General features: G+C 53.8%; 24 protein-coding genes, 1 pseudogene and 1 riboswitch. Of the genes and pseudogenes, 20 read left to right on the forward strand and 5 right to left on the reverse strand.

Annotated features, from left to right (window positions below; genetic code table 11):
* Positions 1 to 337: 337 nt before the first annotated feature.
* From QQ91_RS16140 to QQ91_RS16160, 5 genes are all read left to right on the forward strand, one after another.
* A complete protein-coding gene (locus QQ91_RS16140) occupies positions 338 to 754 on the forward strand; it encodes an AbrB/MazE/SpoVT family DNA-binding domain-containing protein (RefSeq protein WP_166276205.1) in 417 nt (138 codons plus the stop codon).
* A 278-nt stretch (positions 755 to 1,032) separates the two neighbouring features.
* A complete protein-coding gene (locus QQ91_RS16145) occupies positions 1,033 to 1,818 on the forward strand; it encodes a carbohydrate ABC transporter permease (protein WP_375340956.1) in 786 nt (261 codons plus the stop codon).
* Between the two features lie 74 nt (positions 1,819 to 1,892).
* The gene (locus QQ91_RS16150; protein ID WP_236095919.1) at positions 1,893 to 2,105 is read left to right on the forward strand and encodes a hypothetical protein; all 213 of its coding nucleotides are present in this window, start codon (positions 1,893 to 1,895) and stop codon (positions 2,103 to 2,105) included.
* A 32-nt stretch (positions 2,106 to 2,137) separates the two neighbouring features.
* Entirely contained in the window at positions 2,138 to 3,547 is a 1,410-nt protein-coding gene (gene argH, locus QQ91_RS16155; RefSeq protein ID WP_166276211.1) for an argininosuccinate lyase, read from the forward strand.
* A 16-nt stretch (positions 3,548 to 3,563) separates the two neighbouring features.
* Positions 3,564 to 4,418: an alpha/beta hydrolase gene (locus QQ91_RS16160; RefSeq protein WP_166276298.1), complete on the forward strand. Its 855-nt coding sequence runs from the start codon at positions 3,564 to 3,566 to the stop codon at positions 4,416 to 4,418.
* 89 nt (positions 4,419 to 4,507) lie between these two features.
* On the opposite strand, the gene QQ91_RS16165 is transcribed toward QQ91_RS16160, so the two are convergent.
* Positions 4,508 to 6,148, reverse strand: a complete 1,641-nt coding sequence (locus QQ91_RS16165) for a cation:proton antiporter (RefSeq protein WP_166276214.1) — start codon at positions 6,146 to 6,148, stop codon at positions 4,508 to 4,510.
* Between the two features lie 99 nt (positions 6,149 to 6,247).
* A riboswitch (Fluoride riboswitch) is annotated at positions 6,248 to 6,333 on the reverse strand.
* 280 nt (positions 6,334 to 6,613) lie between these two features.
* Here QQ91_RS16165 and QQ91_RS16170 point away from each other — a divergent pair.
* The 3 genes from QQ91_RS16170 (at position 6,614) to QQ91_RS16180 (ending at position 9,327) form a co-directional block, all read left to right on the forward strand.
* Positions 6,614 to 7,516 carry a metal ABC transporter substrate-binding protein gene (locus tag QQ91_RS16170; RefSeq protein WP_284707181.1) on the forward strand — a complete coding sequence of 301 codons (903 nt, stop codon included), beginning with the start codon at positions 6,614 to 6,616 and terminating at the stop codon, positions 7,514 to 7,516.
* Between the two features lie 119 nt (positions 7,517 to 7,635).
* Positions 7,636 to 8,403 carry a metal ABC transporter ATP-binding protein gene (locus tag QQ91_RS16175; protein ID WP_166276220.1) on the forward strand — a complete coding sequence of 256 codons (768 nt, stop codon included), beginning with the start codon at positions 7,636 to 7,638 and terminating at the stop codon, positions 8,401 to 8,403.
* A gap of 9 nt (positions 8,404 to 8,412) precedes the next feature.
* A complete protein-coding gene (locus tag QQ91_RS16180) occupies positions 8,413 to 9,327 on the forward strand; it encodes a metal ABC transporter permease (RefSeq protein ID WP_166276223.1) in 915 nt (304 codons plus the stop codon).
* A 143-nt stretch (positions 9,328 to 9,470) separates the two neighbouring features.
* On the opposite strand, the gene leuD is transcribed toward QQ91_RS16180, so the two are convergent.
* Positions 9,471 to 10,058, reverse strand: coding sequence for a 3-isopropylmalate dehydratase small subunit (leuD, locus tag QQ91_RS16185; protein ID WP_166276226.1), 588 nt, complete (start codon positions 10,056 to 10,058; stop codon positions 9,471 to 9,473).
* Positions 10,059 to 10,153: 95 nt separating this feature from the next.
* On the opposite strand from leuD, the gene QQ91_RS16190 reads away from it, so the two are divergent.
* Positions 10,154 to 10,633, forward strand: coding sequence for a glutathione peroxidase (locus tag QQ91_RS16190; RefSeq protein ID WP_166276229.1), 480 nt, complete (start codon positions 10,154 to 10,156; stop codon positions 10,631 to 10,633).
* Positions 10,634 to 10,713: 80 nt separating this feature from the next.
* Here QQ91_RS16190 and QQ91_RS16195 read toward each other — a convergent pair whose 3' ends face one another.
* Positions 10,714 to 11,151, reverse strand: coding sequence for an NUDIX domain-containing protein (locus QQ91_RS16195; protein ID WP_166276232.1), 438 nt, complete (start codon positions 11,149 to 11,151; stop codon positions 10,714 to 10,716).
* A 79-nt stretch (positions 11,152 to 11,230) separates the two neighbouring features.
* Positions 11,231 to 12,262 (reverse strand): pyruvate dehydrogenase (acetyl-transferring) E1 component subunit alpha, encoded by a 1,032-nt coding sequence (gene pdhA, locus QQ91_RS16200; protein WP_166276235.1) that lies wholly within the window; start codon positions 12,260 to 12,262, stop codon positions 11,231 to 11,233.
* 179 nt (positions 12,263 to 12,441) lie between these two features.
* Here pdhA and QQ91_RS16205 point away from each other — a divergent pair, with 179 nt between their 5' ends.
* The 4 genes from QQ91_RS16205 to QQ91_RS16220 all read left to right on the forward strand — a co-directional run bounded on the left by QQ91_RS16205 (position 12,442) and on the right by QQ91_RS16220 (position 19,300).
* Positions 12,442 to 14,670, forward strand: a complete 2,229-nt coding sequence (locus tag QQ91_RS16205) for an IMS domain-containing protein (RefSeq protein WP_166276238.1) — start codon at positions 12,442 to 12,444, stop codon at positions 14,668 to 14,670.
* Positions 14,671 to 14,878: 208 nt separating this feature from the next.
* On the forward strand, positions 14,879 to 16,129 hold the full coding sequence (locus QQ91_RS16210) for an RNA-guided endonuclease InsQ/TnpB family protein (protein WP_349306873.1): 1,251 nt from the start codon (positions 14,879 to 14,881) through the stop codon (positions 16,127 to 16,129).
* A 136-nt stretch (positions 16,130 to 16,265) separates the two neighbouring features.
* Entirely contained in the window at positions 16,266 to 17,660 is a 1,395-nt protein-coding gene (locus tag QQ91_RS16215) for an NYN domain-containing protein (protein ID WP_166276244.1), read from the forward strand.
* A gap of 188 nt (positions 17,661 to 17,848) precedes the next feature.
* Positions 17,849 to 19,300 carry an MFS transporter gene (locus QQ91_RS16220; protein WP_166276247.1) on the forward strand — a complete coding sequence of 484 codons (1,452 nt, stop codon included), beginning with the start codon at positions 17,849 to 17,851 and terminating at the stop codon, positions 19,298 to 19,300.
* 73 nt (positions 19,301 to 19,373) lie between these two features.
* Here QQ91_RS16220 and lnt read toward each other — a convergent pair whose 3' ends face one another.
* A complete protein-coding gene (gene lnt / locus QQ91_RS16225; protein ID WP_236095921.1) occupies positions 19,374 to 20,969 on the reverse strand; it encodes an apolipoprotein N-acyltransferase in 1,596 nt (531 codons plus the stop codon).
* A gap of 326 nt (positions 20,970 to 21,295) precedes the next feature.
* Between lnt and QQ91_RS16230 the strand changes: the two genes are divergently transcribed.
* From QQ91_RS16230 to QQ91_RS16260, 7 genes and pseudogenes are all read left to right on the forward strand, one after another.
* The gene (locus tag QQ91_RS16230) at positions 21,296 to 22,357 is read left to right on the forward strand and encodes a PstS family phosphate ABC transporter substrate-binding protein (protein WP_166276250.1); all 1,062 of its coding nucleotides are present in this window, start codon (positions 21,296 to 21,298) and stop codon (positions 22,355 to 22,357) included.
* Between the two features lie 190 nt (positions 22,358 to 22,547).
* On the forward strand, positions 22,548 to 23,492 hold the full coding sequence (gene pstC, locus QQ91_RS16235) for a phosphate ABC transporter permease subunit PstC (RefSeq protein ID WP_201277146.1): 945 nt from the start codon (positions 22,548 to 22,550) through the stop codon (positions 23,490 to 23,492).
* 56 nt (positions 23,493 to 23,548) lie between these two features.
* On the forward strand, positions 23,549 to 24,478 hold the full coding sequence (pstA, locus tag QQ91_RS16240) for a phosphate ABC transporter permease PstA (protein WP_166276253.1): 930 nt from the start codon (positions 23,549 to 23,551) through the stop codon (positions 24,476 to 24,478).
* Positions 24,479 to 24,567: 89 nt separating this feature from the next.
* Positions 24,568 to 25,377: a phosphate ABC transporter ATP-binding protein PstB gene (gene pstB / locus QQ91_RS16245; RefSeq protein ID WP_166276307.1), complete on the forward strand. Its 810-nt coding sequence runs from the start codon at positions 24,568 to 24,570 to the stop codon at positions 25,375 to 25,377.
* Between the two features lie 13 nt (positions 25,378 to 25,390).
* Positions 25,391 to 26,176: a nickel pincer cofactor biosynthesis protein LarB gene (gene larB / locus QQ91_RS16250; RefSeq protein ID WP_166276256.1), complete on the forward strand. Its 786-nt coding sequence runs from the start codon at positions 25,391 to 25,393 to the stop codon at positions 26,174 to 26,176.
* Positions 26,177 to 26,199: 23 nt separating this feature from the next.
* Positions 26,200 to 26,403 carry a hypothetical protein gene (locus QQ91_RS16255; protein ID WP_166276259.1) on the forward strand — a complete coding sequence of 68 codons (204 nt, stop codon included), beginning with the start codon at positions 26,200 to 26,202 and terminating at the stop codon, positions 26,401 to 26,403.
* A gap of 72 nt (positions 26,404 to 26,475) precedes the next feature.
* Positions 26,476 to 26,627, forward strand: a pseudogene (locus tag QQ91_RS16260) (photosystem II q(b) protein); the annotation flags it as partial.

The raw sequence follows: 26,627 nt of genomic DNA on the forward strand, positions 1-26,627 counted from the left end.
ATTCTGTGCTTTAATACCTGGTTCATTACGTGTTTTAATTTGATTTCGCTGGCCTGATATCCCGATGAGATCGATTATTCTTGCTGGATAAATATTTCTTTTTATACAGAGAAAACCGCTGGGATTTGGATTAATTTTTGAGGTTGAGATGATATAAAAATATCTAAAATGAGTATAATAGCCATGGTTTCAATCTGGTTTATTCAAAGGCTCTTAATTTGCGTTTTCTAGCGATTGATGGCTAGGCGCAAATTTCCGAATCTATCCTGGGTTTCTCGTTTGATGAAACCAGGGGCCTTAATTTTGTGGTTGACTGAGTTCCATAGTTTCTACACCGATGAGCAAGAAGAGAACAAGTGCATCTAAGCCTTTAGAGGGGCAAGCCCTGCTGGAGTATGTTAAAGAAATTGAACATTTACCCCGGGAAGAGAAGGCGCGTCTGTGCGGATATGTCAGCAAGACTCGACATGGATCCGAGCGAATTAACATGATGAAATTCATGAATGCGCTGTTGGAAGCTGAGGGAATTGAGCTAGATGGAAAGGTGGGCAATGGCGTCGGGCGCGGTGCAGGAGGGCGTCATGCTAGCTATCGAATTTCTGTCCAGTCCAACGGAAATCTTTTGATTGGCGCGGCCTACACGCGAAAAATGGATTTGCAGCCCGGCGACGAGTTTGAGATTAACCTGGGCAGAAAGCATATCCACCTCAGGCAGGTGACCTCGGGGGGAACCGTGATCGAAGAGGAGGATTAATCTATTTAGATTAACCTGTTCAGGTTGGATCCTTTGGATTGCAGCCTTGGGGTTGCAGGGAGGATTCCCGCGAGGAAGCGGGCGAGGGGAACAGCATGGAAGGCCCTGGCCAGGGATCTAAGGGCTACGCTTGGGATGATCTTTGCTTCTGGGGAAGCTTTCTCTGTGGATCTAGAGATTATGATGGAAGTCTCTTGTTTTAAAGTCGGTCGATGATTCAGATTCCCCTACCCCCGGCCCAATCTAAGGCCATTCGAGCCCTGTTTTCCTATGGCGTGATGAGTCTGATTGCAATCCTCATGCTCGTCCCGCTTTTATGGCTGTTGAGTACGGCCTTTAAGTCTCCCACGGAAAATATCTTCCAGTTTCCGCCCCAGTTCATTCCGGAGCAACCAACGTTCCAAAATTTTGTCGAGGTTTGGCAAACGGCGCCCTTCGGTCGCTACTTTATGAACAGCCTCGTGGTTGCGGGGTTAACCGTTTCGCTGAATCTGCTGTCCAGCTCACTGGCGGCCTATCCCTTGGCCAGGCTTGAGTTTAAGGGGAAAGGGATTATTTTTGCTGCCATTATTTCTACTATTATGATCCCGTTTCAGATCGTGATGATTCCCCTGTATATATTGACAGTTCAATTGGGACTGAAAAATACCTATTTAGGGGTCATCTTCCCCGCGATCGCCTCGGCCTTTGGTATTTTTCTGCTGCGTCAGGCCTTTCTAGGGGTGCCTAAAGAATTAGAGGAGGCAGCGCGAATGGATGGCTGTTCGGAATTGGGCATCTGGTGGAACGTGATGCTGCCCTCTGTACGCCCAGCCCTGGTAACCCTGGCTATTTTTGTGTTTATTGGCTCTTGGAGTGATTTTCTCTGGCCCTTAATTGTCCTGGATGATCCCCAATACTATACGCTGCCGTTGGGGGTGGCGAACCTAGCGGGAACCTTCACCCAGGTTTGGCGCCTGATTGCCGCGGGTTCTGTGATCTCCATTGCGCCAATTTTGGTCTTTTTTCTGTTGATGCAGCGCTACATTGTGCCTTCAGAGGCTGCCAGTGGGGTGAAAGGGTAAGATCAACGGATCCTGTGAATTGGGAATAATGAAGGGTGCCTTCTCTCCACCCGATGATTTAGGACGATTTTGCCATGTCAAACCCGCCCTTGCCGACCCCTATTTTTGAATCCCTGGCGGCTCCAGCCCAAGCCACCCAGACGATTATTGTCGCTCAGACCTTTAACGATAATCTTGGGCAGGATGTTAGTGGGGCGTTTAACAACTTTATTGAGTCGGGGCAGGTGTGGGCACTCGGAATTGGCTTCGTCCTTGGGTATATTGTGAGAAGTTTTACGGCCTATTAAATTTTAAGGCCCATTAAAAAGGACTCAAAATCTTGCCCCACTCCCCTCAGCCTCCCGCTAGCCAACCCTGGAGCCAACGGTTCGAAACGGCTCTGCATCCAGCCATTGAAGTGTTTAACGCAAGCATTGGGTTTGATATAGCCTTAATTGAGTACGATCTCACGGGCTCTCAAGCGCACGCGAGAATGCTCGCTCATCAGGCCATTATTTCCGTGGAAGAGGCGGAGCAAATTGTGCAGGGACTCGAGCGCATTCGCCAAGAATACCGATCGGGGGAATTCCAGCCAGGAATTGAGGCAGAAGATGTGCACTTTGCGGTGGAGCGACGGCTGACCGAACTCATTGGGGCGGCTGGCAAAAAGCTGCACACGGCGCGATCGCGCAACGACCAAGTGGGCACGGATATTCGGCTCTACCTTCGGGATCAAATTCAGCAAATTCAGGTAAAACTTCGCCAGTTTCAGCAGGTATTGGTGACTCTGGCCGATCAGCATGTGGAAACGATGATTCCGGGCTATACCCATCTCCAGCGGGCGCAGCCCCTCAGCCTTGCCCACCATTTGCTGGCCTACTTTGAAATGACCCAGCGAGATTGGCAGCGCCTAGAGGATGTTCAGAAACGCGTCAATATTTCTCCCCTGGGATCTGGGGCCTTAGCTGGAACTCCCTTTCCCATTGATCGCCAGTTCAGCGCAAACTTACTGGGATTCACAGGGGTCTATGCCAATAGCTTAGACGGTGTGAGCGATCGCGACTTTGCCATAGAGTTTCTCTGTGCCGCTAGCTTGATCATGGTCCATTTAAGCCGAATGGCCGAGGAAATTATCTTCTGGGCTTCGGAGGAATTTAAGTTTGTGATCCTGACCGATGCCTGCGCCACCGGGTCCAGCATTATGCCTCAAAAGAAAAATCCAGACGTGCCGGAGCTGGTGCGTGGAAAAACTGGGCGTGTCTTTGGCCACCTCCAGGCGATGCTGGTGATTATGAAGGGTCTTCCCCTGGCCTATAACAAGGATTTGCAGGAAGACAAGGAAGCCCTCTTTGATGGGGTCAACACCGTGAAGTCCTGTCTGGAAGCGATGACGATTTTGCTCCAGGAAGGCTTGGTGTTTCAGACTGACCGCCTCAATGGCGCCGTGGCGGAGGATTTCTCCAATGCCACCGATGTGGCGGACTACCTGGCCGCCAAGGGGGTGCCCTTCCGCGAAGCCTACAATATTGTTGGTTTGGTTGTGAAAACCTGCTTGAGTCAAAATAAGCTCCTGAAGGATTTGAGTTTGGTAGAATGGCAAGCTCTACATCCCCAGTTTGAGGCCGATATTTACGATGCGATCGCGCCTCAGCAGGTGGTAGCAGCTCGCAACAGTTTTGGGGGGACCGGGTTTGCTCAAGTCAAGTCAGCGATCGCAACCGCGCAAGCCCTGCTCGCGGCGTCCTTCTAGAGGCAAGCAGGTTGGCATGGGATTACTCACTGGCCTTGGAATTCTATACGTCTCTGCCTGTGGACTGGTCTATTCACAGCAGCGGCAACTCATCTTTAAGCCCTCGCGGGGGGTTGATGTAACCCCTGCCCAGATCCAGTTGGACTATGAGGAGGTTTGGATTGCCGTGCCCACGGACGGCAACGAGGCTCAACGCATCCACGGCTGGTGGATTCCGGCCCAAGATCCCAAGGGAACCTTGCTCTATCTGCACGGCAATGGCTTTAATATTGCGGCTAATCTGGGCCTCGCCCAGCGGTTCCATCGGCAGGGTTTATCAGTTTTGCTGATTGACTATCGGGGCTACGGGAACAGCGATGGCGATTTTCCAAGTGAGGAATGGGTGTACGATGATGCGGAAGCTGCCTGGTCCTACCTGCGCAATGATCGCCACATTCCCGCCGAAAAGATTGTGGTGTTTGGTCATTCTTTGGGGGGGGCGATCGCCATTGACCTGGTGCGCAAGCATCCGAACGCTGCCGGGATCATTGTTCAAAGTTCCTTTTCCTCTATGCAGGATCTGGCCCAGCTTCAGGGCTGGCCACGGGTGTTCCCCCTTGATCTGCTGCTCACCCAGCGCTTTGACTCCATGGCCAAAGTGGCAAAGCTGGTGCCGCCCAAGCTCCTGATTCATGGGTCCGCTGACGCATTGATTCCGGTGGCCATGTCGCAGCAGCTCTATGACGCCAGTGCTGAACCTAAGACCATTCAGGTAATTGCCGGAGCCGGACATAATAACGTGGCGGAGGTGGGGGGCGATCGCTATGATCAGCTGGTTGCAAAATTTGTGACCCAAACCCTACTGGAGGATCGTGCGCCAGCGCTGCGCTGAGACTCGATTCCCTGGGTGCTCAAAGCGGGACCTGGTTTCCCCCGTCGATCAAGATCTCCGTCCCAGTCCTCAGTACGAAGGATAGTTTGCTAACGAAGATCGGGTGTGGCTAGATCCGCTTCCACGACCACCACGGGTATGGTGCTGCTTCCTAGAACGGCTTGAGAAACTGACCCGACCAACACCTCATCAAGAGGACGGTGCCCCCGCTTGCCGATTACAATTTCTGCCACGCCATAATCTTGAGCGGTACGCACAACTTCCTCGGGCACCGAGCCATGGGCGGTGACAAATTGATACCGAATATCTGCCAGGAGGTGTTTGGTCTGCAGGCGGAGCGAATCAATCCCTGGTGGGTCATCGATGCGAAGGACGTGGAGCACGACCACCTCAGCATCGCTGCGACGCGCCAACTCGGCCACTTTGGTCAACACCTGGGTCGCGAGGGGAGAGGTGTCGACGGCCGCTAGCAAGACAATGCGCCGGGACACCGAAATCTTTGTTGGGTCCACTTCACCTCGTTCCAACAGCCTTGGCGCAAAGGTGGGAATTGCCCAGGCGCCCAGGGGTGCCGTCACCAGAATTGAAAGGGCCGATAAGGCAAGAATTGTTTCCCCCCCTTCTATGCCCTGAGCCAGGGGAATTGCGCCGATTGCTGCCTGCACGGTTGCCTTGGCAGAATTACCCGGAAGCAGAAATAGTCGCTCTTTCCAGGTCCAGTTACTCCCTAGGGTTGCAAGAGCCCAGCCCAGGGATCGCCCCAGCAAAGTCCCAATGGCTAATACCCCTAAGCCAATCAGCCAGGTTTTCCCCAGCACATTTAGCTGAATACTGGCACCCAGCAGCACAAAGAGCAGGATTTCAGCAATGACCCACAGGCTATCAAAGCCACCGCGTAGCCGCCGTGCGAGTGGGGCATCCATCTGAATCAGGAAAAAGCCCGTTGTCATGACGGCCAGATAGCCGGAGAACCAAGGAAACTCCTCCGCCAAGACCACGAGCAAAAGGGCAAAGCCTGCTGCGATCAATGCATCCTGCACTGCATTTTGCGTCCAGCTCTGTTTGGCCAGTAGGGAGATCAACAGGCAAGCCGTCAACCTTCCCAGCACGATTCCTAAGCCAATTTGCAGAATGATTTGAAACGGCAGCAATTGCACTGGAGTGAGGGTGAGCCCTCCCGGCAAGGTGATTTCTGCTGCGGCACTCGGCGTCAGAAATGTCAGTAGTAAACTAAAAACCAGCAGCAGCAAAACATCTGACAGCGCACTGCCAGTTAGTATGGCATCTGGAATTCCTTTTTTGACCCCCCAGCCTAGACTTTTGAGGCGCAGCATTCCCGGTACAATGACGGCCGGTGATTCTGCGCCCAGGATGCAGCCCAGAAGCAGGCCGGTGGCAAAGTCAAACTGGAGTAGCACCATGGAGGCCAAGGCGATGGCGATCGCCTCACAAGCCGCAGGCAAAAAGCCTAATCGCAGGGCTACGCTGCTTTGCTGATCTAACTTTTCTGGATCTAGCCCCAATCCCGCCTTCATCAGGATCACCATGACGGCGATCGCGCGGAGTGAGTCTGCTGTTTCCAAAACCTCTGGTGCAATCACATGGCCCAGGTGGGGACCCAGCACTATGCCCACCAACACCATGCCCACCAGCGCCGGAATCCGCATTCGTCGAGCAATTTGCCCCACGAAAAAGCCCATCAACAAAATCCAGATAATGCTCTCTAACATAGCGCCACGTTGCAGTTGCGTCGGTGAATCAACGTGACCTGTAGCGACAGATGTGCCTCAGCCCATACAAGACCCTGCCCTACCTTTCCGCTACAAGCCGGAACAGTAGGAGCCATCAGCCAATTGCGTTGTGATCAGGCTTAAAACGCTGGGCGGTTTCGGCGAGCTCCATCGCCATCGTTCCCCTTATACCATACCGATGCACTCACCCGCCTTCCCTAGACTGGATAAACTGGATAGGAACTCGCCCGCCTTGACCGGGAAAATCCTCCCCTGGAAACTCATCGGCAAATGTAACGAAACCTGAAGCAATCGCCTACGGTGCAATTATGAGATAAAAATGAAATATGAAACGATTATGAGATTGCTTGCATCATCATGGCGACATCATTTTCTCTCCAAGGGATGATACTTGCGTCTGGTTTGGCATTAGGAGTGTGTTTGACCGGTTGTGGGAGTGCGGATGTGGCGACGCCAGAGACCCCCGCAGAGGAGGCGACCGAAGTTGCTGCAGAGGCCCAGGCTGAAAACCAGGGTAAAAAGAAGGTTTTGACCACGTTCACCGTACTGGCTGATATGGCACAGAATGTGGCCGGAGATAGGCTAGAGGTGGTCTCCGTTACTCGCATTGGCGCAGAGATTCATGGCTATGAGCCGACTCCTAGCGACCTTGTGAAAGCCCAGGATGCGGATTTACTGCTCTACAACGGCATGAACTTGGAGCGCTGGTTCGATCAGTTCCTGGGCAACCTTCGGGATGTGCCGTCGGTAATTCTGACGGAGGGCATTGAACCGATTCCTATCGCGTCAGGACCTTACACCGATAAACCTAACCCCCACGCCTGGATGTCGCCCCGCAATGCGCTGGTGTACGTCGAAAATATCCGCAAAGCCTTTGTGGAGCTCGACCCTGACAATGCCGATGATTACAACGCCAATGCAGCCGCCTACAGCAAACAATTGAGGGCCATCGATGCTCAACTGGCCGCTGATTTAGATCAAGTCCCTGCTACTCAGCGGTTTTTGGTGAGTTGTGAAGGGGCGTTTTCTTACCTGGCGCGGGATTATGGTCTCAAGGAGATTTACATGTGGCCGATTAACGCTGAGCAGCAGTTCACCCCCAAACAGGTGCAAACCGTGATTGAGAAAGTCAAAATCAACGACGTTCCCACGATCTTTTGTGAAAGTACCGTGAGCGACGAAGGCCAAAAGCAGGTGGCTCAGTCCACTGGCGCTCGCTTTGGCGGCAATCTCTACGTGGACTCTCTCTCGACGCAGGAAGGGCCGGTCCCCACCTTTTTAGATCTCCTGGAATATGATGCCCGTGTAATTGCCAACGGTTTATTAGCAGGTAGTCGTTCCCAGTGAGTTCACCGGGGTTGGGCGCGAGGCGCAGGCCGGCCCCTTGTTCAGTTTTGTCTTTTGAACGCGATATCCAGACCCCCCCATCTCGTCCCTCCAGAACATCAAGCAAGCGATTCCTCACTATGCGAACCTCCTTCCCCCGTCTCGATATATCCGTGGATAACGTCAGCGTTACTTACAACAATGCCCGATTAGCCCTTTACAACGCCACCTGCACCGTCGAACCCGGCACCATTACTGCCTTGGTGGGGCCAAACGGTTGCGGCAAGTCCACCCTGTTCAAGTCCATCATGGGCTTTTTGCAACCCAGCCAGGGACGGGTGCTTGTTGGGGGCTTTCCGGTGGAAAAGGCACAAAAGCAGCAGTGGATGGCCTACGTGCCCCAATCCGATGAGGTGGACTGGAACTTTCCGGTCAGTGTGTTTGACGTGGTCATGATGGGTCGCTACGGCTATATGAATGTCTTACGCATTCCCAGCCAGAAAGATCGTCGCCTGGTGATGGAAAGCCTGGAGCGGGTTGGGATGGTCAAGTATCGCGATCGCCAGATTGGTGAACTCTCCGGCGGTCAGAAAAAGCGGGCATTTTTGGCCCGTGCCCTGGCCCAAGGTGGAACAGTCCTCTTGCTAGATGAACCGTTTACCGGAGTGGACGTGAAGACCGAGAAGGGCATCATTGACCTGCTGATTCAGCTGCGGGAGGAGGGGCACACCGTTTTGATTTCCACCCATGATCTGGCCTCAATTTCAACCTTTTGCGATCGCACCATTCTGCTCAACCGTACCATTCTGGCCGAAGGTAAAACCGAGGAAACCTTTACCCAAGAGAATCTGGAGTTAACCTTTGGTGGCCTTCCCATCCTGAACTTGAATCCCCGGTTTATCGGTTGAGGGGGACGCATGAATTCAGCGGTGTTTGCTTTTGCTCTGTGGGATTGGCTGGTTGAGCCCTTACAATATGCTTTTTTGCTGCGGGCGATTTGGGTGAGCGCCTTTGTTGGCCTGGTTTGCGCTGTGCTCTCCTGCTATATCACCCTAAAGGGATGGTCGCTCATGGGCGATGCAATTTCCCATGCGGTCGTTCCCGGCGTAGTGCTGGCCTATGCGCTGAACCTTCCCTTTGCGATCGGCGCCTTTGCCTTCGGTTTTGGGGCAACGGTGGCCATCGGCTACGTCAAATCCAAAACCCGGCTGAAGGAGGATGCCGTCATCGGCATTGTGTTTACTGGCTTCTTCGCCTTGGGTCTGGTGCTGGTGACCAAAATTCCGAGCAATGTTGATCTGTTTCACATTCTGTTTGGCAATGTGCTAGGCATTTCTCAGCAAGACATTCTCCAGACCTTGATTGCCGGATCGATCACCCTGGCAGTGATTTTATTGCGGCGTAAGGATCTGCTGCTGTTTTGTTTTGATCCCAACCATGCCCAAGCCATCGGGCTGCGTACCCAGGCTATGTACTATACTCTGCTGTCAGTGCTGGCGCTCACCATTGTGGCCGCCCTGCAAACGGCGGGCATCATTCTCGTGATTTCGATGCTGGTCACCCCCGGATCCATTGGGTATCTGCTCAGCGATCGCTTTGACCATATGCTGCTGTATGCCGTTGCCAGTAGCGTCCTGTCCTGTGTGCTCGGCACCTACTTGAGTTATCACTTTGATATCTCGACGGGTGGCAGCATCGTTGTCCTGCTAACAATCCTTTTTTTGCTGGTGATGGTCTTTGCCCCCAAGTACGGCATTTTGGCTCAAGAATTCAGAAAACGGTCCGCTCAGTCCCTGGAAGAGGATCAGCTTCATTCTCCGTCAAAGCGCTAGCCCACTATCTAGGGGCAGTAGCCAGCCGGGAGAAGCCCGAGATCTCCTGAAATAGCTTGGTCTGTCAGTGAAGGGCTTGATAAGGAGGCGGCCATTGGCGATTGCATCACCGTCCTGGACTCTCGCAGATGCATATTGGCCATCTACCAATGGGTGTAGGGCAAGCTTGCCGCGATCGCTTGAGTATTCTGCGCCTGGCTCACCAACTGCCCACAGGCATCCCAGGTCCCTGAGAGAAACATTTGGCGGGGGCCTTCGGCAATCTCTAGGGGGGCGCTCAGGGTGCCCCAGGTGACTTGCAGGGCCTCCAGGTCCACCCTGATTTTCAGGGTTGGATCGCGCTGAAGTGATGACTGCAGAGCTTGGGCTGTTTCAGACTCCACCGTCACGCAGGGAATCCCCAGGGCAATACAGTTGCCAAAGAAAATTTCTGCGAAGCTTTCGCCAATGATCGTTTGAATACCCCAGCGGGCGATCGCCTGGGGCGCATGTTCACGGGAAGACCCACAGCCAAAATTACGGTTGACCACCAGCACCGACGCTCCCTGGTACGGAGATCGATCAAAGGGGTGCTGCCCCTGCGCCTGGGCGCGATCGTCAGCGAACACCTGCTCTCCCAGCCCATCAAAGGTGATGCATTTGAGGAACCGTGCCGGAATAATGCGATCGGTGTCGATATCATTGCCACTGAGGGGAATACCGCGACCGGAGATACTGTGGATCTGACTCATAAAGGCAGGTCAAAATTGGTGAGACAGGGCTAAAGCCATCCTAAATCATTCCGGTCTAAGTTACAGTGAAAGACGCTGTTTGAAAAGCATCCCAGATGACTCAATCCATTTCTGACATCTCCGTTCAATCCATCACCGGTCAAGAGATCACCCTGGGAGATTATGCAGGCAAGGTCCTCCTCCTTGTGAACGTTGCCTCCTACTGCGGTTACACCAGCCAGTATGCTGGACTCCAGCAGCTCTACGATCGGTTCAAAGATCAGGGCTTTGAAATTCTGGCGTTTCCCTGCAATGACTACGGACAACAGGAGCCAGACTCGCTGGAAAAAATTCAGCAGTTTTGCTCAACTCGCTACAGCGTCACTTTCCCCCTATTTGAGAAGGTTCACGCTAAGGGCGCTGATCAGCACCCGTTGTACCAAACCCTGACCCAAACTCCACCCGCCGGAGAGGTCGCCTGGAACTTTGAGAAGTTTTTAGTCAATAAAAATGGGGAAGTGGTGGCGCGCTTCAAAAGTGCAGTGAGTCCCGACGCTCCAGAATTAGTTGCGGCCATTGAGAATGCACTGTCTTGAGGCTTGTTGGGGCTTGAAGCTTGTTGGGGTAACCTGTGGCGCAAAGGCGGGTTGAAGAGGGTTCTCCCTGCCTGTGCGCCCTAGGGATTTATCGGTAGGGGGCGAATCCCGTGATCGCGATAACGGCGATAGTCAGCCAGAATCTGATCGTGATCAAAACAGAGGTTTGCCGGCAGATCCCACAGATCAAACACCTGTAGATTTTGCGCATCGTCTGCAGCTAGGGGCTGCCCCTGGGCCTCGGCAATATAGACTAGGCTCAGGGTGTGCTTGCGATCATCGCGGCCGGGATCTGAGTAAACATTTAGCAGAGAAATGAGCTGTACCGAGAGGCTGGTTTCTTCCCGAGCTTCGCGGAGGGCAGCGGCTTCCACCCGTTCTCCGTAGTCCACAAACCCACCGGGGATCGCCCAGCCCAGTGGTTCAAACCTGCGCTCGATCAGCACAATTGGGCGATGGGGACGATCCCTCAACTCAATAATAATATCGACGGTCGGGGCTGGATTGCGATAGATCATAGGACAATGACAACGCGACGCCGGGGTTTAAGGGCGACGCGTTGACTGAGCTAAGTCCTTAAACCCGAGGCAGTGCGCGTTAATCCTGGTCTGCAAAAATATACTTGTAGAGATCCTCCGGCTTGGGATCGGGGCTTTGCTCTGCAAATTCAACGGCGTCATCAATGACGGCAGTAATTTTTTGCTGAATCCCCTTGAAATCCTCCTGAGTTGCCAGGTTTTGCTCGATCAGATAGGCTTCAAAGCGCTTAATGGGATCGCGAGCGAGCCAGATTTCCTTCTCCTCTGGGGACCGTAGCTCATCCGGGTCGGCCAGGGAGTGACCTCGGAATCGGTAGGTGAGCGCTTCAATCAGGGTGGGACCTTCCCCGGCCCGGGCTCGGGCGATGGCCTCCTGGGCCACGGCCCGCACCGCCAACACATCCATCCCGTCCACCTCGTACCCTGGCATCCCAAACACCTGGGCCTTACGGTAAATTTCCGTGTCAGAGCTGGCGCGATCGTGGGCCATCCCAATCGCCCATTTGTTATTTTCCACAATGTAGAGAATTGGCAGCTTCCAGAGCGAAGCCATGTTTAAGCACTCAAAAAACTGCCCGTTATTGCTGGCCCCGTCGCCAAAGAAGCAGGCCGAAACTTGGTCAGCGGAGGCATCTCCCATCACCTCGCGACGATACCGCGCCTGAAACGCGGCACCGAGGGCCACCGGAATCCCCTCGGCCACAAAGGCAAAGCCCCCTAATAAATTGTGCTCGGCTGAAAACATGTGCATCGACCCGCCCCGGCCCCGGCTACAGCCGGTTTCTTTCCCGAATAGCTCTGCTGCTACCTGTCTTGCCGGAACCCCTGCACTGAGGGCATGGACATGGTCGCGGTAGGTGCTCGTGACGTAATCGTCGGGACGCATGGCCTTGATCACCCCGGAGGAAACCGCCTCTTGGCCATTGTACAAATGGACAAATCCGAACATCTTGCCCCGATAGTACATCTCAGCGCACTTATCTTCGAAGTAACGACCGAGAATCATATCCTCATAAATGGTCAGCCCCTCATCACGGGCAATCTGCACCTTAGCGGTTTCAAACTTCGGTAAAACTCGTTCCTGAACCATTGAAATACGCTGTCCTTATTTCCAGAGGTCGACGCCGGTCTAATTTTTAGAGTATACGTTGATCAGGGGGCAGGTTATGATAGTCCCAACTATTTTCGCGCCCATGGATCTGGTTAGCTGCTCTTTCCATGTCAACATCGAACCCCTTGTTGCCAAGGACAACAACTGTGCCAATAACTGTGCGTATTCCTTTAGACTACTACCAAATCCTAGGGGTATCGTTTGATGCCACCCCTGACCAGCTCCAGCAGGCCTTTGAGGATCGCGTGCAGCAGCTTCCGCGGCAGCAATATTCTAACGCAGCGATCGCCTCGCGCAAAAAAATCCTCCAGTCCGCTTTTGCCATCCTCTCTAATCCCCAGCGTCGCCAGGATTACGACCAGTCTCTGCCCGCTGAGGCACCGGATTCCTTCGCAGCTCTGTTTGCCACGCCAGAAGCAGAGGAAGCGCTAGAGTCCTCGGTCCATGAACCGGGGATTGAACTTGACCCTAAGCATCTTGCTGGGGGGCTCATTTTTCTGCTGGAGTTTGGGGAGTTTGATGCAGTGCTGCGGCTGGGGCGCGAACATCTCAATCGCCCCATTGACCTGCGGCAGATGCCGGACCATACCATTCCTGCAGATGATGATGTGGTTCTGGCTGTGGCCCTGGCCTATCTGGAGTTAGGGCGGGAACAGTGGCAACGGGAAGAATGTGAAGCCGCCGGGCAATCTCTGCAGTCAGGCCTCAAGCTCCTCACCGATGAAAATAAGTTTTTTGACATTCAGTCTGAAATCGCCGGTGATCTCAGCAAGCTCCGGCCCTATCGGGTGCTGGAGCTGCTGGCGCTGCCCCTGGATGATCCCAAGCGTGTGGAGGGGCTGAGCCTGCTTCAAGACATGCTGGATGAGCGCGGTGGACTGGACGGCACCGGAGATGACCAATCGGGGCTAGGCGTGAACGACTTTTTAATGTTCATGCAGCAAATTCGAGACGCGCTGACGGTGGATGAACAGTTTAAGCTGTTTAACGCAGAATCTGACCGTCCCTCCTCGGTGGCCACCTACCTGAGTGCCTTTACCCACGTTGCTCGCGGGGTTTCCGAACAGCAGCCTCAGTTCATTAGTCAGGCTAAGGGACTGCTCCGCTCCCTGGTGGATCGGCAAGATTTGAATCTAGAGCTGGGCATGTGCTCGCTCCTGCTCGGGCAGCCCGATGCCGCCATCACCTTCGTTCAGAAAAGCAGCGATGAAGAAGCGCTTTCGTATATTTATCAAACCTCGGAAGGCGCCCCCGACCTGATTCCGGGTCTTTATCTCTATACGGAGCAGTGGCTACAGCAGGAGGTTTACCCTTACTATCGGGATCTGGCCACAGAAACGGTGTCGCTGAAGGATTACTTTAACGATGAGTCCATTCAGGAGGCCCTGGCGAAGCTAGAGCCTGAATTACCCAATCCGCAGTCTAGCTGGGCCAATGCAGAGGGAGAACAACAATGGGAAAGCTGGTTCAGCGACCAAGCCGTTAATCCGGTCAAAGCTGAGTCGGAACCCCTGCAGTCCGTAGATGTACCTCAGCAGGAAGGGGCGGCAGAGCCAGGGCCAGCCCCCGTCCATCCAGAATCCTCCTCTGATTTAGGTTTTGTGCCATCGGACTTTGACTGGACCTCCCCGTCCCCCACTGAGGCTGCGACCGTTCTCCCACCAGAGGTCAGGGTGGAGTCCCCTCCGCCTTCCCCGCGCCCACCAAGTCAGGCTAAAAAGCCGAAGCGTTCGAAGCGTGCGCCTTTAAAAAAATCAGACCGCAGACCGCCCCCCCGCCCAGCCTCTGGGCGGCAAAAGATCTGGCGCTGGGGCTTAGCGCTGTTCTTGGGGATCGGGGTGGTCTGGGGAGCCTTGGCCCTTGGGCGCATGGGGAATAGGGCCTCCTCCGATGGCAGCAACGATGGACCGCCCCCGACGGCTTCTCCTGTCCCTGATACCGCTGAACCCACGCCTGCAGCGACGCCAACCCCTACCCCAGGGGCATCGGTCTCTCCAGGCACTCCCTTGACGCAGGAAGCAGCCAAAAAAATTATTCAGGATTGGCAAGCCATTAAAGCGGATGCCCTCGGAAAATCCTATCAAACTGGACCGCTTAGCCAGATCTTGGTAGATCCCCTGCTGTCTGACTGGCGCAACAGTGCCAATGCCTCTAAGGCTGAGGGCACCTACACCACCTTCACCCTGCAGGGATTAAACATTGAGTCTGTGTCGACTCCCAGTCCGACTGAGGCCCTTGTGCGCGCCTCGGTTAAAGAGTTGCGCTCAAGTTACCTGCAGGGGAATTCCACCCCAACCGATACGAAAACCGATGCCTACAAAGTGGATTATCGGCTAGTGCTGAACCAGGGACAATGGCGGATTCGGCAAATGGATGTGGTGGAATAGAGACAATTGAGGTCTAAGATCTCTTGTCTAAGATCTCTTTTGATCGCCTAAGGGTGCGAGAACAGAAGGTCCGCGATCTATTCGCTTCGGATGCGCGTTGGGATAGATGGAGTCTGGCTGCTTGTTGATTCCCCTCGATGGGGATGACGCAAGCATTTACTAGAGTATTGAGTCCCAGTAAAAATGGTATGATGGATTCATGTTGACCATGAACTACCGCTACCGCATCTATCCTTCTGCCGTTCAGCAAGCAACCTTGTTTGAGTGGATGGAAACTTGTCGCAAGGCCTATAACTATGCGTTGCGAGAGATCAAGGACTGGTGCCACAGCCGGAAGTGTAGGATTGACCGATGCTCGATTGAGCAGGAATACATCTTGCCTGCTGACTGGAAATTTCCCAGTGAAGTGCAACAGTTGAATGCCCTGCCACAGGCTAAGCAGGCCTTTCCCAGATTGGGTGAGGCTCCGTCTCAGGTGTTGCAGCAAGCCATCAAACAACTGCACAAGGCTTGGGAAGGGTTTCAAGGTCGTGGATTTGGATTCCCCCGATTCAAAAAGTACGGGCAATTCAAATCGCTGTTGTTTCCACAGTTCAAGGACAATCCCATTACGGCAGCGTATTTGAAGCTGCCGAAAATGGAACTGATTCCAATTAATCTGCATCGCCCGATTCCTGATGACTGTGTAGTGAAACAGGTTCGCATTCTTAAGAAAGCCGATAGATGGTATGCATTGCTCAACATTCAATGGGATGTCAATGTTCCTGATCCCCTCCCCCATGGTCATCCCATTGGGGTGGATGTAGGACTGGCGAAGTTTCTCGCAACGAGTGACGGTGTGCTGGTCAAGCCGCCCAAGTTCTTTAAGCAGATGCCAAGCAAGCTGAAATTGCTGCAACGCAGGCTGAGTAGAAAACAAAAGCGGTCGAGGAATTACGAGAAGCAACGCCTCAAGGTGGCTCGGATGCATCACACCATTGAGAACACTCGAAAAGACTTTCACTTCAAGCAAGCTCACGCCCTTTGCGATGCTGGAGATATGGTCTTCATGGAAGACCTAGATTTTCGCGTCATGGCAAAGGGCTTTCTGGGCAAGCAGATGCTTGATGGTGGATTCGGGCAATTCCGAAGCATTCTCCAGTACGTGTGCTGGAAGCGCGACAAGTTTTTCAGGGTGGTTGATGCTCGGGGCACGTCCCGAATTTGCCCTGAGTGTGGCGCAATGGTCAAGAAAGAGTTGAGCAAGAGGATGTATCGTTGTCCTGAGTGTGGATACACAACAGATAGAGATGTCGCGATTGGTCAAGTCCTTCGCAATCGAGGGCTAGCCCTCATTAGTACCCCAGGGCTTGGGGGAATCGAAAGCGTCTGTGCAGTCGGTCTGCCGAGAATTGGGGCAACTCAATCGAGGTCAGAGGCGAAACCCCGCAAGGGAACAACCAGAAAATCTCAAGAGTGATCTTGGGAAGCCCGCGCTGTCCCTGTACTCAGGTCAGCGTCGGGAGGATGTCACTAACCCTTGACCGAAATCACCCGCTGAGCGTAGAGCGCCCAGCTCTTCTAGGAGGGGTGGTTCAGCATGCTGTGGATATTTTATGCTCAACCGATCAAAAGCGCAGGCGGGTCTTGTGGTGGCGGGGATTAGCTTTGGCTTGGGGCTGGGGCTCACGCGCAATCTTGAGCAAGCCGCCTACACCAGCGCGATCGCCGTCGCCTCTACGGCAACGGGTGTGGTCGTCAGCGATCGCCGCAGTTCTGGACGCGACGGTCTGCCCCCCAGTCCCCTGGATCCCCTGCCCTTGGACGAGGGGCAACCTGCTCCTCAGGAACCTGAACGGCAGCAAATCGCGATTTTCTGGGACTATGAAAATGTGCGCGTACCGACCCAGGGCACCAGTGCGCCCCTGGCGGAGCTGTTGGTGGACTATGCCAAGTCGCTGGGGCATCCCCGCCTGAAAATTGTCTACGCCAACTGGTCTGGACGGCAGTTGGGTCCAGGCTGGCGACGTAATGTCACGGCCTCCCCCGCCCTGAATAAGGAAGAAGTTGTGGTCAAGGCCCTCTATAGTTTGGGCTTTGAACCCATCTATGTGTCCATGGGCAAGGCCAATAGCTCAGATGTCAAGCTCGCGGTGGACTGCCTCAATGCTGTCTACCGCGACCCTAGCTTGCAGCACATTATCATTGTGACCGGGGATAAGGACTTTATTCCCCTGGTCAATGCCCTGAAAGATCTCGGGAAAACCGTCACGATCATTGGTCACGCAGACAAGGTCAGCGAACATTTGATGCTCAGTGCCGATGAATTTGTCTCGGTGAAGGAACTGTGGGTTACGGAACATGAGCTAGATACCCCAGCTTCGCCCTCGCAGATCCCAGAGCAGGACGCTGCGCCGATGCCCTACGAGGATGCCGTGGGCTGTTTGCTGGAGGCCATTGAGGCGGCCCTTGAGCAGGGAAAAAGTACGAGAATTGAAACCATTGGACGCTTAATGCGCACCATTAATTCCAGGTATCATGGGGCTACCTACGTCTACACGCCGAATCAGCAGGGGACCTTTACAAAGTTCAGTGCCTTTATTGCCAACGTGGCGAATGAGGGAAAAATTCGCCTAGAGACTACCGATAGTGGATTTAAGGAACTGTTCCTGCTGGAGGAAAATCCCCAGGATGAATCCGAGTTTCGATCCGAAGCAATCACAGCCATGGATCGGCAGCAGTGGCAAACCCTCATTGAGCAGGTGCAGAATATTCTGGAAGAGAAGGGATCGCTCTCCTTTGTGCCGCTTCTGTGTTTGCTGTCCAAGGCGAAGCAGGAGGGGGCCCTGGCGTTTTTGAGCCACAGTAGTCTGCGCAAGGCCCTCCAGCAGCTCATTGAAATTCAACTCCTAGTGAAGGAAGACGAAAAACTATTTCGGTTGCAAGCGGGGGCGATCGCCAATACCGACCAATACCTGGATCAACTGGTCCAGCTGAACGAGGATCAATGATCGACCCCTCAGGGGTCAGGGGCGATAACGCAGGCCGTGGCGGGTGCCGAATCCCGCAATCGGAGGGAACCGCCTGGAGAACCGCCCTTGGCCCCTAGTCCCCTCGGCGGTGAACATAACCCCAGGAATCGCGAAAGCGTGCCTTTCCCCCGATACGATGGGGGAGCAAGCCTTTGCTACTTTGAGATATGGACTCTTCTCGTCATCGCCCCCCGCACCCCGAGCTGGATCGGCCCCTGAGTGTTTGGACTAAATTGGCCTTTGGGGCCGGGGATTTGGGACCGGCGATTACCGCCAATATCATTATTTTCTTTCAGCTCATTTTTTTTACAAATGTGGCGGGTATTCCGGCGGGGCTGGCCGGAAGCATTCTATTAATTAGCAAAATATGGGATGCCGTCAACGATCCCATTGTGGGAGTGCTGACGGATAAAACTAGCTCGAAGCGCTGGGGGCGGCGTTTACCCTGGATGTTCTATGGCGCGCTACCCTTTGGTCTGTTTTTCTTTTTGCTGTGGATTGTGCCTGGATTCAAAGGGCTGGACGGGGCTGCCAAAGGCTGGTGGCTGTTTACCTACTACGTCATTATCGGTGCCATCTCCCAGGTGTTCTACACGGTGGTCAATTTGCCCTACACGGCCATGACCCCAGAACTGACCCAGGACTTTGATGAGCGGACGCAGCTGAACAGCTTTCGGTTTGCCTTTTCCATTGGGGGCAGTATCTTATCGTTGATTGTGGCCCAGATTGTGTTTCAGCTCATTCCAGAGTCCCAGCGCGATGTGCAGTACCTGATTCTTGCGGCCATCTGTGCGGTAGTCTCGGTTTTATCCATTTACTGGTGTGTGTTTGGCACTCGCAAGCGGGCGCTGGCCTTTGAGAAACGACGCATTGAAACCACCTCCGCTGCCCCTCTGCCCCTCCTGCGCCAGTTTAAGATTGCCTTTAGCAATGGCCCCTTCCTTTACGTGATTGGGATTTATTTGTGTTCCTGGTTGGGGGTCCAGGTGACCGCTAGCATTATTCCCTACTTCGTCATTGATTGCATGAAGCTCAAACAGACGGACGTGCCTCCGGTGCTAATTGGGGTTCAGGGCACTGCTTTACTGATGCTTTTTGTTTGGAGTCGGTTGAGTCAACGATACGGCAAGCGGGCCGTTTACTTCATGGGTATGGGGTCTTGGATTGTGGCGCAATTTGGACTGTTTTTTCTTCAACCCGGTCAGGTGGGCTTGATGTATGTCCTGGCTATCATGGCAGGAATTGGCGTCTCCACGGCCTATCTGGTGCCCTGGTCCATGATTCCGGATGTCATTGACTTAGATGAGCTTCGCACGGGTCAGCGGCGAGAGGGAATTTTCTACGGCTTTATGGTGCTGCTGCAAAAATTTGGCTTGGCCTTAGGATTATTTTTGGTGGGCATTGCCCTGGAGGCCTCGGGGTTCCTTGAGGCCGTGGCGGGGGCTCCCTTACCAACGCAGCCTGATTCAGCGCTGGCGGCCATTCGCTTTGCCATTGGTCCGATTCCCACCTTCTGCTTACTCGTGGGGCTCGTGCTGACCTACTTTTACCCAATTGGGCGGGAGCAACATGCTGAAATCATGCTGAAGTTGGGGGAAAGAAACAGGCCCTCGCCCTGAGTTGGGATTGCTGATCTCTGGGCGATCGCTGGCCTTCTCCCACGGGGGCGACCTCGGCTCAACAGCTGGTGTCTCAACCTGTATCTTTTGGGCGACGCTCCCTGTGCCATTTCCACCATCCCAGCCCGCTCGTGAGTCCCTGAACCGGTAAGAACCAGTTGTTCCAGCGGGTATAGAGAGTTTGCCCTTGACGTCGATAGAGGGTGGCCAGGTGGGTCTGATAGGTATTGCGCTGGGAGCGCCATAGGGTTTTTCCGTGGGGATTAATCACGCTGGAATAGCCCGTATTGGTGGCCCGCACCAGCCAGCGATCGCTCTCAATCGCCCGCATCACGTCCTGGGCATGGTGCTGAAGCATCATCCGATGACTGTAGGGATCATTGTTCGCCACGGATAGGATAAACTCGCCCCCTTTTGCCACCTGATCGCGAAACAGTTGCGGAAAGGCAGAATCATAGCAAATGGCAACGATTGCCTTGCCGAAGGGAGTATTCAATTGCTGATCATCGGCACCGGGAAGCATACGGTAGCTTAGGGGGGTCAATCGCCCGATCAGCTGTCCTAAGGTCTCTTCCCAGGGCAGGTACTCCCCCAGGGGCACGAGCTTAACCTTGGCATAGTGACTGAACTGGAAATTCTCAGGGGTCACGGTCACCAGACTTTGCGTAATGTAATCGCCCTGGGGCATAAAGGTGCCTACCCAGGCCGGAATCCCTTGCCGGTGAACAGTTGCCAGAAACGATTGAAAGCGTGGCGATCGCGGGTTCCAGGTGGTGGGAAAGGCCCCCTCCGGCAGCAGTACCGCCTCTGCACCCTGACTCACCAGCTGTTCGTAACCCTGCTGATAGTCTCGAAACGCCTGGCTTAAGCCCGCTGGAAACAGCTTGATTCTGGTGGGGATGTTGCCCTGCACAATTCCAATGTTGAGTGCGTTTTCGGCACTGGGGTTCAAGGGCTGCGCCAGCATCAGAGCCCCCAATCCGTGGCTGAGGATCAAAACCGCCATGGCTCCCCTTACCCAGGGCGTCTGTGTCAGCCCCATCCTGTCCAGGCCACGCCTGGACCGTGACCAGGCAATCCAAGCCTCCGCCCAGCAGCCATTCACCAACACCAGCACCGCACTCACGAGACCCGGTCCCGAAAATTGCCCCAAATGCAAAATTGCCAGATTATGCGGACTTTGCGTATAGGACAGTGAGGTCCACCAGAGCGGCGACTGAGTCCACAGCCACTCCAGCAGACACCAGAGGCTGGTGGCCATCCAAATTCGCAGCAGGGGGGGCACGCGATGGCGTGAGAGGGCGGCAAGGGTTACCAGCCATAGCGTTGGAATAAAGGCTCCCCAAACCGTTACGAACGCCCAAGCCGCTATCGCAATGGCCAGACTTGCAGCCCAGGGAATCCCCATCCAGGTCATGGGATGCAGCCCCCAGATCCAGGACAGCGCCGTACCGTGGTAGCCTACCCCCCAGCAGAATCCCAATAGAGCCGCCCGCCACAAGGGCGGCGACTGCAGTCCAAAAAACCACAGCGGCCCCAAGGCAAACCAAGCAATTCCCCACAGCACGGGATGGGCCGGTGTGACGCCCATCAATACCCCAAATCCCAGGGCCAGTGTAATCTGGGGACTGCGCTGGAGCAGGGGCTTCAGGAACAAAATTTTTAGCAATTTGCCAACCTATCAAAGGAACGGATCCGTGCAGGGTCTGGCTGGACAAGGCGGTAGTTTTTACTCCTCCCTAGATGGGGGAAGATCCTCAACCTGCCGACCCCACAATCTGCAGCAGCCTTGTGCACGGACCACCAGATTCACTATAAATTCTCCCCAATTAAAATTCTCTCTAAGCGAATAAAATAGCCTATTCGAGCCGTCGAGACGGATTGGAAGGTCCCAGAAGACAACCTATTCTTAACCTGGTTTTTACTTTGGTTCGGTATTTTTTGGGTAATGTGAATTCGGTGTGTGAAAAAAGATCATTTGGGAGTGTTAACTTCATGGCCGCTATCCAGTCCATTAAGCGTGTTGCGACACTGGCTTCCCTAACGGTGATGGTTGGGGGTCTAGCTGCCGCCTGTGGGGGCGGAACCGCCAGTAACTCTACAGATAGTGGTGCCGACTCGAGCCTGTCTGGGCAAGTTGCGGTGGATGGTTCGAGTACCGTTTTCCCCGTTACCGAAGCCATGGCAGAGGAGTATCAGAACGCCAACTCAGGGGTGAGGATTACTGTGGGGGTCTCGGGAACAGGAGGGGGATTTAAAAAGTTTTGCGCGGGCGAAACGGATATTTCCAATGCGTCTCGTCCGATTAAGGCAGAAGAAGCCAAGCTTTGTACGGATGCGGGCATTGAGTTTATTGAGCTGCCCATTGCCTATGATGCCGTTTCAGTGGTCGTCAACCCTGAAAATAATTGGGCTCAGTGCTTAACCACGGATGAGCTGAGCAAAATGTGGGCGCCCGCAGCTCAAGGAACCGTAACCTCCTGGAAGCAAATCCGCGATAGTTTCCCCGATGAACCCCTTCAGCTGTACGGGCCGGGTACAGACTCCGGCACCTTTGACTATTTCACCGATGCCGTTAATGGTGAGGAAGGGGCCAGTCGCGGAGATTACACCGCCAGCGAAGATGACAACGTTGTGGTTCAGGGGGTGTCAGGATCCAAAGGGGGGCTAGGCTATTTTGGCTACGCCTACTATGAAGAGAATAAAGATAAGGTTAACGTCGTCGCCATTGACAACAAAAAACCAGATGATGGGGAAGGCTGCATTGAACCTAGCGAAGCCACCGTGGTGAACACCACCTATCAACCCCTAGCCCGTCCCATCTTTATCTATGTCAGCAAGCCTGCCCTAGAAAAGCCAGAAGTGAAATCCTTTGTTGAATTTTACTTGAATAATGACAATCGACAGTATGTGGCGGAGACTGGTTATGTTCCGCTCACCGAGGAAATCTATGGCGTGGTGAGCAAGCACCTGGCTGATCAAAAGGTGGGCTCTGCCTTCCCCGGTGGGTCGGTGGTGGGTGTGGACCTCGCCAAGGTCTATGCCAGCGAACTCTAGAAGAGTTGCTGCACGGTAAACCTAGTCTCTGATGAAGGGGTCTGGCGGGTGGACCTTTCGGCTTCCGCCCGCGTAGCTCCTGCCCCTATTAGGTTTCTAAAGTCTTTGCGAGTTTTAGAAATCCTCCATGGGTTCCCTGCTCGGCCTGCCCTCTGCTTTTTTATCTCCCTGCTCCTTGAGACACAATTCCATGACTTCCGGATCCAATCCCCTGCCCACCTCCCAAACCTCCCAGCTCTGGAAGCCCAAGCGATCGCTGAGTGTGTGGTCCGAGAAGGTTGTTCGAGTTCTGTTTGGCCTCTTTGCTGCAGTTTCTGTGGCGACCACGGCGGGCATTGTTTTTACCCTGATTTTTGAAACCATTGAATTTTTCAAAGAGGTTCCCATTGTTCGCTTCTTAACGGAAACTGAATGGACCCCTCTATTTACAAACGCAAAATTTGGAATTTCGGTGCTGGTGGTCGCCACCTTGATCACCTCCCTGATTGCCATCGCCGTGGCCTTGCCCGTGGGATTATTTTCAGCCGTTTACCTCAGTGAGTACGCCTCTCCCCGGGTACGGCGTTGGCTAAAGCCTACCTTGGAAATTTTGGCTGGGATTCCCACCGTTGTTTATGGCTACTTTGCCCTACTCTTTGTTACCCCAATTTTGCAAAATATCATTCCAGGATTGCAAACCTTCAACGCTCTGAGCGCCGGTCTGGTGATGGGAGTGGCAATTATTCCCCTCGTGGCTTCCTTGAGTGAAGATGCGATTTATGCCGTTCCCCAAAGTCTGCGGAACGGATCCTTTGCGATGGGGGCAACCCAGCGAGAAACCATTGTTGGGGTTGTTTTGCCCGCGGCCCTGTCCGGAATCGTGGCCTCCTTTGTGTTGGCCATCTCTCGGGCCGTGGGGGAAACCATGATTGTGGCGATCGCGGCGGGCCAAAACCCCATCTTAACCTTTGACCCACGGGTGCCTGTCGCCACCATGACCGCCTTTATCGTCCAGGTGAGTTTAGGCGATACGCCCACCACCTCCTTAGCGTTTAAAACCATCTTTGCGGTGGGCATGACTCTGTTCCTGATGACCCTAACGCTGAATTTATTTAGCTTTTGGTTTGTCCGACGCTTCCAGCAAAAGTACGAGTAAAGCGGCCCTTCGGCTGTTAGTCTCCCCCAAATTCCCCAGTCAATATTCCCAAACCCATGACTTCCCAGAGTAGCTCCCAGAACATCACCTTCGCCGAGAATAAAAATTTTAATATTGCCCTTCAGCGTCGGTATGCCCTGGACCGAGTCTTTTTGACCCTCAGTGTGATGGCCACCTTGGTTGGGATTATTGCCCTCGTTTTATTGATGTATGACGTCTTTACCGATGGTTTGGGGGCCATTAATCTAGGCTTTCTGCAAAATTTTCCCTCCCGACGACCAGAGCGCGCCGGCATTCTTTCCGCCATTGTGGGCAGCATCTGGCTTCTGATCACCACCGCCTTGATTTCCTTTCCCATCGGGGTCGGGGCCGGAATTTATCTGGAAGAGTTTGCCACGGATAATTGGTTTACCCGCTTCGTTGAAATTAATATCAGCAATCTGGCAGCCGTCCCCTCAATTATTTACGGACTGCTGGGGCTAGAATTATTTGTGCGCATTGCTGCTCCCATCACGGCCGGTCGCAGCATTCTTGCCGGAGCGATGACCCTTGCTCTGCTGATTTTGCCCATTATCATCGTGGCCACCCGCGAGTCCCTGCGGGCAGTGTCCGACAGTTTGCGCCAAGGGGGATTTGCCCTGGGCACCACGCGCTGGCAAGTGGTGCGAGAACTGGTGCTCCCCCAGGCCTTCCCCGGTATTTTGACTGGCAGCATTTTGGCGCTCTCCCGAGCCATTGGTGAAACTGCCCCGCTGATCACCATCGGCGCCTTGACCTTTATTGCCTTCCTCCCTCCCCTTTCCCTGGAAGGATTTCAAACCCCCTTCACGGCCTTACCCATTCAAATCTATAACTGGGTATCCCGCCCCCAGGCTGAATTTCATACCCTGGCAGCTGGCGGCATCATTGTTCTGATGTTCATCCTACTCATGATGAACGCCCTAGCTGTATTTCTCCGGAATAAATTCCAGAAAGACCGAGTATAAGTTGATATCCCCTGGCGTAGTCCTTCGATTGGCCCAAAAACTTTTGGTAATGTCCCATGCAGACTAACAAAACCTATTCTCCAGATCAGATGTCCCAAGCCAACGCCTCCTCTGCAACCCCGTCTAAAGCTGTGCTCAAGGCGGAGAATGTCTCGGTTTCCTACAACTCCAAGGTTGCGGTCAAGGGTGTTTATCTGGACATTCCCATCAACCAAATCACGGCCTTCATTGGTCCCTCGGGTTGTGGAAAAAGCACGATTCTACGATGCTTTAACCGTATGAATGACCTAGTGAGCGGTGCAAAGGTGGAAGGGCTGATTACCTTCCATGGGGTAAACCTCTACGATCGCCGTATCGACCCGGTTGAGGTGCGTCGACGCATTGGGATGGTGTTTCAAAAGCCCAACCCGTTTCCAAAGACCATCTACGAGAACATTGCCTTTGGGGCCAGAATTAATGGCTACGTCGGAGACATGGATGAGCTGGTGGAAAAGTCGTTGCGTAAGGCGGCAATTTGGGATGAAGTCAAGGACAAAATGAAGGATAGTGGTTTATCTCTCTCGGGAGGACAGCAGCAGCGTCTGTGTATCGCCCGCGCCATTGCCATTGAGCCCGAGGTGATTCTCATGGACGAACCTTGCTCGGCCCTGGACCCCATCTCAACCCTGAAGATTGAGGAGCTGATGCAGGAGCTGAAGGAGCAGTACACCATTATCATCGTGACCCATAATATGCAGCAGGCCTCGCGGGTTTCGGATCGTACGGCCTTCTTTAACGCCGAAGCCACCCCAGAAGGTGGCAAGATTGGCTATCTGGTTGAATTTGATGACACGGTCAACATCTTTACCAACCCCAAAGAGGACTATACTCGAGACTATGTGTCGGGACGCTTTGGATAAGGACCTTTGACGATTGGGTGATTCAAACGAACGGTTGCAGCAAATCCTTCGAGCCGTTGCTGCTAGGCAGATCACGCCAGAACAAGCCGGAGAGCAACTGAAATTTTTTGACTACGAACCAGTCGGGGAATTTGCGCGTGTCGATCATCACCGCTCGTTGCGCACTGGATTCCCGGAGGTGATTTGGGGGCCTGGAAAAACCGTTGATCAGATTGTAGAAATTTTTAAGGCCTTGCGATCGCGTCACTGCTGCGCCCTGGCGACGCGAATTACTCCGCAGGTCTACGCACAGATCAAGTTACAGCTACCGGAGAGTACCTACTTTTCAGCAGCACAACTGTGTGCCCTGGGTGAGCCGCCAACGGTGGTGCTGCCAGGGCACATTGGGATTGTCTGTGCTGGGACCTCCGATATTCCCGTCGCCGAGGAAGCGGCCCTCGTGGCCACCTATGCTGGCTGCGAAGTGACGCGATATTGGGACATTGGTGTGGCGGGGCTGCATCGACTGCTCAGTAACCTGGAGGCCATTGCTCAGGCCGACGTCCTAATCGTAGTGGCGGGCATGGAGGGCGCCTTAGCCAGCGTCGTCGCGGGGCTGGTGGATTGTCCTGTGATTGCAGTTCCCACCAGTGTGGGCTACGGCACAAATCTGAGTGGGATCGCTCCCCTCCTCACCATGCTTAATTCCTGCGCCACTGGGGTGGGTGTGGTCAACATTGATAACGGGTTTGGGGCCGCGATGCTGGCCGGAAAAATCCTGCGCTCTCAAGATCGTCTTGCCGCCCGACTGCAATCGTAACGGATTAAGCTTCCCTCACCCTCTTGGTTGTTCCAGTCCTCAACCATGAGGGTGCCATTGCTTTGATCGGGGCGAACGATGAAAAACCGTACATGAAATTGATTGGCGCTCTCATTAAGCTTGAAGAACTTGCCTGGCAAAGGCTTCAGGCTTTTTGTCTGATCCCTTCGCCCGCTTATCTCAACGTTTTATTAATAAAAAAACGAGAAAAAACTTTACAAAAGTAAATATTGATGCTAATGTTACAAATGGATACCTCATTATCCATTGATAAATTCTTTACGGAATCATTAGCAAACATGACTACAGTTCTCCAACAGCGTGAGAGCAGCAGTGCATGGGAGCGCTTCTGTAGCTGGATCACCAGCACAGAGAATCGTCTTTACATCGGCTGGTTCGGTGTTCTGATGATCCCTACCCTCCTAGCTGCTACCACTTGCTTCATCATCGC

The sequence above is a fragment of the Lyngbya confervoides BDU141951 genome, assembly GCF_000817775.3.
Taxonomy (GTDB): Bacteria; Cyanobacteriota; Cyanobacteriia; order Thermosynechococcales; family Thermosynechococcaceae; genus Lyngbya; species Lyngbya confervoides.